The following is an 11,495-nucleotide window of genomic DNA, read 5'->3' as shown; positions in this document are numbered from 1 at the left end:
CGCCCGAGGCGCTCAGCGTCGAGGAGATGCGGGCGGTGACGCGGTTTGCCTGCTGCGCGGCAAGCCTCCCGACCCAGACGCACGGCGGCATCAACAGCGTCGTGCCGGAGGACGAGGTCCGCGCGATTCTCTGAGATTCCATCAAAAAAAAGAGCATCGGATGCCCGGATGGGCGGGTCCGATGCTCTTTTTTTTGACAGAATTCAGACGGCACTGCGCTCGGTGGAGCGGCGCCAGATCGGGACGGTCTTGACGTAGGTGCTCTGGAGGGGCCGGTCGGGGTGCTCGATCCGCTCGAGCAGCAGGTCGGCGGCCAGACGGCCGATCTCGGCGCTGGGAATCTGCACGGTGGTCAGCGACGGCTCCACAATGGCGGACTGGGGCGTGCCGTCAAACCCCGAGACCATGATCTGGCCGGGAATTGCGATGCCCTGCTGTTTGAGCGCCGCCATGATGTGCAGGGCCAGAAAATCGTTGGCGCAGACAAAGGCGTCGGGCAGCCGGGGCATCGCGCGGAATTTGGCGGTCAGCCAGGCGATGTCGTGGTAGGGGGAGGTGTCGCTGTCCAGGATGCAGCAGCTGCGGTCGAGCGGCAGCCCGGCCTGGGTCAGCGCGGCGCAGAAGCCGCTCCACCGCTCATAAAAGCTGTTGCAGTGCCGCAGATCCCCCACAAAGCCGAGACGGCGGGCGCCCGACGCGATGATCCGGCTGGTCAGCGTGAAGGTGCTGGCCGTGTTCTCCATCGAGATGGTGTCACAGGGCAGCAGCGAGGTGTGCGCGCCGTAAAAGGAATCCACCAGGATCACCGGCAGGCCGGTCTCGCAGAGCATGTCCAGGTAATCCCGGTCAAACAGTTCGATGGTCAGCAGGCCGGCGGTCTTGTCGGTCTGCAGGTGGGCGGGCAGGCTGCGGCTGCGCAGCTCGGCGGCGGAGACCTCACACATCATCAGCGTGTAACCCTCCCGGCCCAGCTGGTCCGCAAAGGCCGGAATGAAAAAGGTGCCGAAGTGATAGTCCGCCGGCATCCGGCTGGTCAGCAGCACAATGGTCTGCATCTCGGTCCGGGGGGCGGCGGGAGTGGGCTCGGCGGCGGGAAAATACTGCAGCTCCCGCGCTTTGTCCAGCACGAGCTGCCGGGTCGCCGGCGAGACATTCCCCCGGCCGTTGAAAATTTTGGAAACCGTGTTCCGGGACAGCCCGCAGGCATCGGCAATGTCCTGAATCGTTACGCGGCGCAATGCCATCTGACCAACCTCCCACGTTGTGTACTGTAAAGTTACTATACCATACCGAAAAGGGAAACGCAAGATGTGCAAAGTGTAAACTTCTAGGGTTTCATATTGTAAACGTGAATAAAATGTGAAAGAAGAATTTGGTGATAGTGCTATTTTCTTTTCCTAAGACGCAAAATCTATTGACATAATGGCAAAACGGGTTTACGATTAGCACAGAGATGGCAACAGGGATTGCACAACAGTGTTTACATAATGTAAACACCACACAACGGGCCGGCCCCTTGTGCAGACCCTGCGCCGGAGGGCGGCGGGTTTCCGGTGCGCGCCGCCCGCCAGAAACCCGGTGTACCGACTTCCGCGGCGTGCGGCAGGCGGCACACCCCGATCCCAACACAAGAGAGGAGAAATCAAATGAAAATGACGCAAAACCGCGCGGCTGCCGTCAAACCGGCCGCTGCGGGCAGGATGCTGGGCAACCGCAGATGGAAGCGTCTGAAGGAGAGCCTGCCCTGGCTGGCACTGCTGTTCCCGGCCATCCTGGTGGTGTTCCTCTTCAACTATCTGCCCATCTACGGCGTCTTGATTGCGTTCCAGGATTTCATGCCCGGTGACCCCATCCTTTCGCCGCTGACCCGCTGGATCGGCTTTGACAACTTCGTGCGCTTCTTCAACGACGTCCAGTTCTGGCCGCTGATGTCCAACACCTTCCTGCTGTGTATCTTCGGCTTCATCATCGGCTTCCCGCTGCCCATCATCGTGGCGCTGGCCCTCAACGCCCTCAAATCCAAGCGGATGGGCAAGGTGCTGCAGACCATCTTCACGGCGCCGCACTTCATCTCGCTGGTCGTCCTGGTCGGTATGCTCACGCTCTTCTTCGGCCGGTACGGACTGGTCAACAACATTGCGGCCTCGCTGGGCGGCGAGCGGATTTCCTACTTCCTGGAAAGCGGCGCCTTCCGTCCCATGTACATCCTGTCCAGCAACTGGCAGGACTTCGGCTGGAGCGCCATCATCTACATTGCGGCGCTCTCCAACGTCGATCCCGGCCAGCATGAAGCCGCCATCCTGGACGGCGCCACCCGGTTCCAGCGCATCCTCTACGTCGACCTGCCCGCCATCATGCCGATGGTCAGCGTCATGCTGATCATGTCCATCGGCGGCCTGATGGGCGTCGGCTACGAGAAAGCCCTGCTGATGCAGACCGACGGCAACCTCGGCGTCAGCGAACTCATCGCCACCTATGTGTACAAACAGGGCCTGACCGGCATCCCCGACCAGGGATACGCCACCGCCATCGGCCTGTTCAACTCGGTGATCAATGTGGTGCTGCTCTTCATCGCCAACACCACGTCCAAACGTTTCTCGGAGAATTCCCTGTTCTAAGGAAAGGAGGCAGTGACGATGTCCGTCAAAAGCAGTACCAAACGGCCGGCATACGCCAGAAGGTCGGATCTGGGGGATAAACTCTTCTACCTCCTGAACTACCTGCTGCTGGGCTTCCTGGCTGTGGTCATTCTCTACCCGCTGTACTTTATCATCATCGCGTCCATCTCGGACCCGGACGCCGTGCTCGGCGGCGAGGTCATCCTCTTCCCGGTCGGGCTGACCCTCTCGGGCTTCCAGGCCATCCTCAAGCGGACCGATGTCTGGCTCGGCTACCTCAACACCATCATCTACACGCTGCTCACGGTGGTGCTCTCGCTGGTCGTGACCATCCCGGCCGGCTGGGCGCTGAGCCGCAAAAAACTCATCGCCAAGAAGTTCTTCATGATCTACTTCATCATCCCGATGTTCTTCGGCGGCGGCCTGATCCCCTTCTACAACGTCATGAGCAGCCTCAAGCTCATCAACACCCCCTGGTCGGTCATCCTGCCGTCGGTGCTGTCGGTGTGGAACCTCTTCATGACCCGCACCTTCTTTGATTCCAGCATCCCCGACGGCCTGGTCGAGGCCGCCCGCATTGACGGCGCCAGCGAGTTCCGCATCTTCTTCAGCCTCGTGGTGCCGCTGTCCAAGGCCATCCTCGCCGTCATGGCGCTGTACTACGCCGTCGGCCAGTGGAACAGCTACTTCAATGCGATGATCTTCCTGCAGGACGAAAACCTCTACCCGCTGCAGCTGATCCTGCGCGAGATCCTCATCGCGTCGGAGAGCACCACCGGCGGCAGCGGCGAGACCATCCTCGAACAGTACCGTCTGGCCAACCAGATCAAGTACGTTTCGGTCATTGTCTCGAGCGCCCCTGTCATCATGCTCTACCCCTTCGTCCAGAAATATTTTGCCCAGGGCGTCATGATCGGCTCCCTCAAGGGCTGAGCCAACCCCTGATCACAATGGAGGTACTACGATGAAACGATTCCTTGCGCTTGCCACCGTGGCTGCGTTTTCCCTCTCCCTGACCGCCTGCGGCGGCGGGGACAACGCTGCCGAAAAGAGCAGCTCCGACGTGGATGCCCTCGTGCAGAACTACGGCTTCCAGTGGACCGACCCCGACGCGCCCATCCTCAACGATGCCGGCGCCGACGCCATCTCCTTCAACGTCTACTCGTCCAAGAACGCCTCGGCGCTGGACTACAACGACATGAAGATCATGCAGGACCTGCATGACCAGACCAACGTCACCGTCAACTGGGAGAATGTCTCCGAGTCGGTGTACGGCCAGCAGAAGAACCTCATCTTCGGCAACGCCGACGACCGCCCCGACGCCATCTACCATGCGGGCATGAGCGCCGGCGAGATCATCCGCTACGCCCAGCGCGACGTGCTGCTGCCCATCAGCGATTATCTGGAGTACATGCCCAACTTCTCCAAGATCCTCGAGGAGCGCCCCGACATCCGCAGCCAGATCACCAGCGAGGACGGCAAGATCTACTCGCTGCCCCGCGTCGAGGAGATGGGCCTGCTGCAGAACCCCAACCTGCTCTTCCTCAACAAGAACTGGGCCAAGCAGGCGGTTGACGCCGGCGCCGTCACCGGCATCACCGACGCCGACCTCGTGGACGGCCTGACCCTGACCTCCGACCAGATGGCCGCCATGCTGACCTACTTCCGCGACAACGACATGAACGGCAACGGCCAGACCGACGACGAACGCCCGCTGAGCTTTGTCTACAACAACTGGCAGGGCAACCAGTGCGACCTGTACGGCATGTTCGGCCTCAACGACAACCTCGAGCACCGCGTCATCGTCGATGACAAGGTCACCTACACCGTCCAGGACGAGCGGTTCAAGGAAGCCACCAACTACATCGCGGGCTGGGTTTCGGACGGCCTGATCGATATGGTCTCCTTCGAGCAGTCCCAGGACAACTTCCTGGCCAACGGCAAGGGCGAGGAAACCTACGGCGCCTTCTACTGGTGGGAGAGCGAGACCGTCGTCTCCAACCCCGAGAACTACATCGTCTGCGCGCCCCTGGTCGGACCCAACGGCGACCAGACCATCTGCGTCTCCAACAACCCCGAAATCAGCACCGGCGAGCTGGTCTTCTTCAACGATGTCGAGAACGTCGAAGTGCTGCTTGCCTACTTTGACCGCTACTATGACCCGGTCATCTCCGCCCAGATCAACTACGGCCCCATCGGCATCGTCTATGAGGAACAGCCCGATGAGAACGGCATGCTGGTCCAGAAGGAACTGACCGGCGACATGACCGCCGACGAGCTGCGCCTGCAGAACGCGCCTCTGGGCATCTGCTACCTGTCGGACTACGCCTGGAACAACGTCGTGCACATGGAGCCCCGTGCCCAGCTGCGCCTCGAGCGCCTCAAGGCCTACGCCACCCCGTATGTGCCGGCCAACGTCAAGCCCACCCCCAACCTGCAGTTCACGATGGAGGAGCTCAACGTCATCAGCAGCTATGAGTCCAACCTCAACGACTACATCCGCACCAACCTGATCAAGTGGCTGACCACCGGCGGCGTCAGCGATGCCGACTGGGCCACCTTCACCGAGGACCTCAACGGCCGCACCAACCTGACCGCCATCCAGGAGGTCTACCAGGCCGCCTACGACCGCTACATCTCCGGCTCCGCCACCGCCGAGTCCGCCGAATCCTGAACGAGGAGGTCTGCGCGATGAACAACAAACACAGAACCCTGGCCGGCCTGCTCAGCGTCTGCATGGCGCTCTCGCTGGCGGCGTGCGGCTCGGGCGAGAACACCGAGCCGGAAATCACCGGCGTACAGGACCAGAGCGTCGAGGCCGGCAGCGAATTTGACGCGATGGCCGGCGTCACCGCCACCGACGCCGAGGACGGCGACGTGACCGGCAAGGTGTCCATCACCTCGCTGCCCGAGCTGACCTTCCAGAACGGCAAGGCCACCCCCACCGAGCCCGGCGACTACGAACTGACCTACACCGTCACCGACAAGGGCGGTCTGGAGAGCAAGGCCTACGCCACCCTCAAGGTGACCCGCCAGGCCGGCGAGGCCACCGAGCTGATGAGCTTTGACTTCTCGGCTCCCAGCCAGGCGGATGCCCACGGCTGGGCCGCCCAGATCGCCGACGGCGTCCAGGCCACCGGCGAACTCAAACAGGGCGCCTACGTCTTTACCATCACCGACCCGGGCAGCAGCGACACCGACATCGCCCTCGTCAAGAGCGGCGTGGCCGTCGAGCCCGCCACCTACCGGGTCAAGGTCTGGGCCAAGGCCACCGCCCCGACCTACGCCCACCTGCTGGCCAGGGATGAGGCTGCCGCGGACGGCAGCTTCCTCGGCGGCGAGTACAACCTGCCCATCGGCACCGAGATGGCGCCGCTGGAGATGGAGTTCACCGCCCCCGCGGCCGGCACCGCCGAACTGCGGCTCAACCTGGGCCGCATCACCCCCAACCCCGACAACCCCTCCGATACCACCCCGGCCAACGTCACGGTGACCATTGACAAGATCGAACTGTACAAGATCACCGGCGAACAGACCAAGACGCCCGTCTATACCGCGGATTTTGCCGCCGCGGATGCGGTGAGCGTCACGGCCGGGGACGGTGCCTCTGCCACGGCCTCGGCCTCGGGCGGCACCGGGACCATCCAGATTGACGCGTATCCTTCCTCCGATGGCGGCGTCTGGAGCATCAAGGGCGACCTGGCCCTGCCCGGTGTAACCCTGACGGCCGGCGAGCAGTATTACTACAGCCTGACCGTTCAGGCTGCCGACGCCCAGAGCGCCGAGTGCCTGGTGGAGAGCGCCGAACAGGCCGACAAGGCCCGCGCCAATTTCAACAGCATCTCGCTGGAAGCCGGCAAGCAGGCCACCATCACCAACGTCTTTACCGCCGAGAGCGATGTCACCGACCCGGTCATCCGGCTGCAGCTGGGCACCGCCGCCGACGGCGTGACGTCCAACACCCTGACCGTGTCCGGCCTGGAGTTCGGCACCGTCGAGGGCGACCTGCAGACCGACAAGACCATCGACTACTTCGGCGAGAGCATCGCCGCCTCGGCCAGCCCCGACCTGCTGTGGACCGTCTACAACGGCACCGATGAGGACAACGAGCGCGGCGTGGGCACCATCTGGACCGAGAACGGCAGCCTGTTCTACCGCATCGACCAGGGCGGCACCGTGGACTGGCACAACAAGCTGATCTTCGGCCACCGCGACAATCCGCTCACCCTGCCCGCCGACAGCTACTTCACGGTCCAGATCACCGCCAAGGCATCCAAGCCGGTCTCCTGCGGGTTCTACCTGAACCCCCTGGGCGGCTGGGACCCCCGGATCTCCGAGGGGCTGGATCTGACCACCGAGGAGCAGACCTTCACCTTTGAAACCACCGACCCGCTGATCACCGACATGGACTTTGAAATGCTATTCCAGTTCGGTTCCGCCGACACCGCGGCGCTGGGCGAGGTCACCATCGAAATTTCCGATATCACGATTCTGCAGCGCAGCGTGGCCTGATCCCGCTGCCCCGGCACAACCGGCAGAGGGGATGCAGGGAACTGCATCCCCCCTTTGCCGTTTTTAAAATTCCACAGGGGGACGACAATGAAACATACCTTGACAACGGCTCTGCCGGTGCTCTGCCTGGTGGGCTGCGCCCTCTTCGGCTGCGCCCCCGCAGAGTACACCGTGACCTTTGATGCCAACTACGGCGGCCAGACCCCGGCCAGCCAGGTGATTTCCGGCGGCCAGACCGTGCAGGAGGTCCAGGCGCCCACCCGGGAGGGCTACACCTTCCTGGGCTGGTTCCGCGACGCCGGCCTGACCCAGCCCTGGGACAGTGCCGCCGACAAGGTCCGCGAGGACATGACCCTCTATGCGGGCTGGGACCGCGACACCGGCGACACCATCACCGATACCGCCGCCGACAAGGACTTCTCCGACCTGACGACGGCCGGCAGCCAGGAGGACGCCTACGACTACACCAGCTGGTTCCTGCCCGCCCGCGACGGCGCCGGCCAGCCCTATGTCGGCGACCCGATGCCCTACTATGAGGACGGCACCTACTACATCTACTACCTCAAGGACGGCGGCGACTCCTACAACCATTCGGTCTACCTGGCCACGACGACGGACTTCGTCAGCTACACCGAGTACGATGACCCCGTGCTGGAAGCCTCCCGCTCGGGCGGCCAGGACAGCTGGATCGGCACCGGCTCGGTCGTCAAGGCCGGGGACCGGTACTACTTCTTCTACACCGGCCACACCGATTCCGCCGCGATGGAATACGCCGAGAAGATCCTCGTCGCCGTCGGCGACAGCCCGCTCTCCTTCCAGAAGATGGAGGGCTGGGAGATCACCCCGCCCGCCGAACTCGGCCAGAAGCGGGATTTCCGGGACCCCCAGGCCTACTATGACCCCGCCACCGGCGCCATCACGCTGACCGTCACCGCCTCCCAGGACGGCACGGCCCGCATCCTCAAGTACACCCTCAGCGCCGACCTGCAGACGGTGCAGTACGACGGCATCATCTTCACCGACCCGACCGGCGAGTTCTGGAACCTCGAATGCAGCGATACCTTCTGCATCGGGGATACCTGGTACCTGACCTACTCGGCCCAGGACGACACGCTGTGGTATGCGACGGCGCAGGCGCCCTACGGCCCCTACGGCGAGCCGGTCCGTCTGGACGGCAAGCTGTTCTACGCCGCCAAGCACGTCGAGGACGGCCAGAACGCCTACATGGTGGGCTGGGCCCGGCGGTCGGAATCTCCCTCCTCCACCCAGGACGTGGCGGCGTGGGGCGGCAACCTTGTCGTCCAGCAGCTGGTCCGGCGGGAGGACGGCTCGCTCTGCCTCGCCCCGGCGCAGCCCGTGGCGGACAGCTTCTCGGTCCGGCGCGCCCTCGCCATCCCCGACACCCACACCTGCGTCGAGGCCGGCACCCTCTACACCTATACCGACGCCTTCACCTGCCAGGAGCGGTTCCTGCTCTCGGGCGAGTTCACCTTCACGGGGACCGGCTCCTTCGGCCTGAGCTTTGACTACAACGGCCAGCCCGAGAAAAACAAGCTGATCTCCCTCTCTCCCGCCGACGGCAAGCTCCGGCTGCTCTTCAACGAGGGCAGCACCCCCATCGCCGAGACCGACGTGGACCTGCAGCCCGGCCAGACCTACGCCTTCACCTACCTGCAGGAAGGCTCGGTCGGCGTCTTTTACCTGGACGGCCAGGCCGCACTCACGGTGCGGATCTACGGCGCCAGCGGCAAGCCCATCCAGCTCTTTGCCGAAAACAACACCGTCACCTTCACCTCGCTGCGGGAATACACCCGCCCGTGACCGGGAGAACCGCTATGAAAGGATTGTTCCATCCGGAAAGCCCGCTGATGCAGGGGCTGACCAAGCTGTTTGACTGCATCGCCCTGAGCCTGCTGTGGATGCTGTGCTGCCTGCCGGTCGTGACCGCGGCAGCCGCCACGGCGGCGCTGTATGCGGCCGTCTACAAGTATCTGCGGCGGGAGGAAGGCACGCTGCTGCACACCTACTTCGCGGCCCTGCGTGAAAATTTCCGCCGCTCCACGCTGGCGGGCCTCGCGGCCATCGCGGTGCTGGCCCTGCTCGTGCTGGATGCGCTGGTCTTCCGCACGCTGCGCCTGACCGGGCAGGCCATGGGCGGGCTGTACGGCGTGTCGCTGCTGCTCTGCGCGCTCGGCCTGACCTGGTGGTTCTACCTGGCCGCCTACTCCGCCCGGTTCAACGGCACCGTGCGGGATGTGCTGCGGTTCAGCGCGCTGCTCATGCTGCTGCACCCCGTCCGGGCGCTCCAGATGCTCGTCATCCTCGCGGCAGGGCTGGTTCTGTCCCTCGCGCTGCCCGGCGCTGTCCTCGTCGCACCCGCGGCGGTCTGCTGGGCCGGCAGCATCCTGATCGAAAAGGTGTTCCTGCTGCACCTGCGGCCCGAAGATGCCCAAACCCGGCAGGATTCCACAACAGGAGGAAACACGGATGAATCATGAAGCTCTGCCCAAGGCGCGGGCGTTCGAGGCCCAGTACGGCCCCTTCATCACCGACGCCCAGCGCCCGGTCTTTCACCTGACGCCCACCATCGGCTGGATGAACGACCCCAACGGGTTTTCCTGCTACCGCGGCGAATACCATCTGTTCTACCAGTACCACCCCTATTCCACCGACTGGGGCCCCATGCACTGGGGTCATGCCAAGACCCGGGATTTCCTGCACTGGCAGCGTCTGCCCGCGGCCCTGGCCCCCGATCAGGAATATGACAAGGACGGCTGTTTCTCGGGCAGTGCCGTCGAGATGCCGGACGGCCGCCAGCTGCTGGTCTACACCGGCGTGCACAAGCGCCTGACCGAGGACGGCCGGATGACCGAAATCCAGACCCAGTGCGTGGCCTTCGGCGACGGCGTCAACTACGAAAAATGGCCCGGCAACCCCGTGCTGGACGCCGCCAGCCTGCCGGCCGGCGGGTCCACGGTGGATTTCCGCGACCCCAAGGTCTGGCGGGAACCGGACGGCACGCTGCGCCTCGTCGTGGGCAATCGCACCGCCGACGGCAGCGGCGCCATCCTGCTCTACCGCAGCGAGGACGGCGTGCACTGGACCCTCGTCGGGCCGGTGGATGCCTCCCGCAACCAGTACGGCCGGATGTGGGAATGCCCCGACTTTTTCCCGCTGGACGGCAAACAGATCCTCTTTGTCAGCCCGCAGGAGATGAGCCCCATCGGGCTGGAATTCCACGCCGGCAACGGGACGGTCTGCCTGATCGGCAGCTATGACGCCGCCGCCAACCGCTTCACCCGCGAGAAGGTGCAGGCCATCGACTACGGCATCGACTTCTATGCGCCCCAGACGCTGGCCGCCCCCGACGGCCGCCGCATCATGATCGGCTGGATGCAGAACTGGAATACCCTGAGCTGCCGCGAAAACAACCAGCGCTGGTTCGGCCAGATGTCGCTGCCGCGGGAACTGTCGGTGCGCGGCGGGCGGCTCTTCCAGAACCCCGTGCGGGAGCTGGAACAGTACCGCTGCCGCCCCGTGACCTACCAGAACGTCCTGGTCTGCGGCGAAACCACCCTTGCCGGCGTCGAGGGCCGCACGATCGACCTCACCGTCGAGATCCGCCCGGCCGCCGCCGATCTGTACCGCTGCTTCCGCCTCCAGATTGCCAAGGACGGCACCTATCTGACGACGATCCGCTACCGCCCCGACACCAGCGTGCTCAAGATCGACCGCACCCACAGCGGCAGCAACGCCGATGTCGTGCACAGCCGCAGCCTGCTGGTGCCCCCGCGGGACGGCCGGCTCAAACTGCGGCTGATCCTCGACCGGTACAGCGTCGAAATCTTTGCCAACGACGGCGAGACCGCCGCCACCATGGCGATCTTCACCCGGCAGGAGGCCACGGCCATCAGCTTTGACGCCGAGGGCTCGGTGCTCATGAATGTGGAAAAATACGACATTGACCTGAACCGGAAGGAGGATTCCGATGTCTGACGTTGTCGCGCTGGGCGAACTGCTCATTGATTTTGCGCCGGTCTCAAGCGACGAGGCCGGCTACCCGACGCTCAAGGCGCAGCCCGGCGGCGCGCCGGGCAATTTCCTGGCGGCGCTGCAGCGGTACGGCTGCACGACGGCGCTGATCGGCAAGGTGGGGGACGATGCGTTCGGCCATCTGCTGACCGGCACGCTGGAGCGCCTCGGCATCGGCACCGAGGGCATCGTGACCGACCCGGCGGTGTTCACAACGCTCGCCTTTGTGACGCTGGACGCGACGGGCAACCGGTCCTTCAGCTTTGCGCGCAAGCCGGGCGCCGACACCTGCCTGCGGCCCGACGAGGTGGACAAGAGCCTGCTGGACGGCTG

General features: G+C 64.2%; 9 protein-coding genes. 8 read left to right on the top strand and 1 reads right to left on the bottom strand.

The features are described 5' to 3' along the window. Positions 1–203 precede the first annotated feature (203 nt). On the bottom strand, positions 204–1,244 hold the full coding sequence (locus U0L91_RS05500; RefSeq protein ID WP_330045195.1) for a LacI family DNA-binding transcriptional regulator: 1,041 nt from the start codon (positions 1,242–1,244) through the stop codon (positions 204–206). A 402-nt stretch (positions 1,245–1,646) separates the two neighbouring features. Here U0L91_RS05500 and U0L91_RS05495 point away from each other — a divergent pair, with 402 nt between their 5' ends. From U0L91_RS05495 to U0L91_RS05460, 8 genes are all read left to right on the top strand, one after another. After that, positions 1,647–2,618: an ABC transporter permease gene (locus tag U0L91_RS05495; protein WP_330045194.1), complete on the top strand. Its 972-nt coding sequence runs from the start codon at positions 1,647–1,649 to the stop codon at positions 2,616–2,618. A gap of 18 nt (positions 2,619–2,636) precedes the next feature. Then, positions 2,637–3,551, top strand: coding sequence for a carbohydrate ABC transporter permease (locus U0L91_RS05490; protein ID WP_330045193.1), 915 nt, complete (start codon positions 2,637–2,639; stop codon positions 3,549–3,551). Positions 3,552–3,582: 31 nt separating this feature from the next. After that, complete coding sequence (locus tag U0L91_RS05485; protein ID WP_330045192.1) at positions 3,583–5,292, top strand: type 2 periplasmic-binding domain-containing protein; 1,710 nt, start codon at positions 3,583–3,585, stop codon at positions 5,290–5,292. Between the two features lie 17 nt (positions 5,293–5,309). Then, positions 5,310–7,130, top strand: a complete 1,821-nt coding sequence (locus U0L91_RS05480; protein ID WP_330045191.1) for an immunoglobulin-like domain-containing protein — start codon at positions 5,310–5,312, stop codon at positions 7,128–7,130. Between the two features lie 87 nt (positions 7,131–7,217). After that, complete coding sequence (locus U0L91_RS05475) at positions 7,218–8,951, top strand: InlB B-repeat-containing protein (protein ID WP_330045190.1); 1,734 nt, start codon at positions 7,218–7,220, stop codon at positions 8,949–8,951. A 14-nt stretch (positions 8,952–8,965) separates the two neighbouring features. Beyond that, positions 8,966–9,628 carry a DUF624 domain-containing protein gene (locus U0L91_RS05470; protein ID WP_330045189.1) on the top strand — a complete coding sequence of 221 codons (663 nt, stop codon included), beginning with the start codon at positions 8,966–8,968 and terminating at the stop codon, positions 9,626–9,628. After that, positions 9,618–11,126, top strand: a complete 1,509-nt coding sequence (locus tag U0L91_RS05465; RefSeq protein WP_330045188.1) for a glycoside hydrolase family 32 protein — start codon at positions 9,618–9,620, stop codon at positions 11,124–11,126. The genes U0L91_RS05470 and U0L91_RS05465 overlap by 11 nt, the downstream gene beginning before the upstream one ends. Then, a partial coding sequence (locus tag U0L91_RS05460; RefSeq protein ID WP_330045187.1) for a PfkB family carbohydrate kinase occupies positions 11,119–11,495 on the top strand: 377 nt, incomplete at its 3' end. The genes U0L91_RS05465 and U0L91_RS05460, both read left to right, overlap by 8 nt.

The organism is Gemmiger sp., from assembly GCF_036306485.1.
Classification (GTDB): Bacteria; Bacillota; Clostridia; order Oscillospirales; family Ruminococcaceae; genus Gemmiger.
This window is presented reverse-complemented; position numbering and strand designations above follow the sequence as displayed.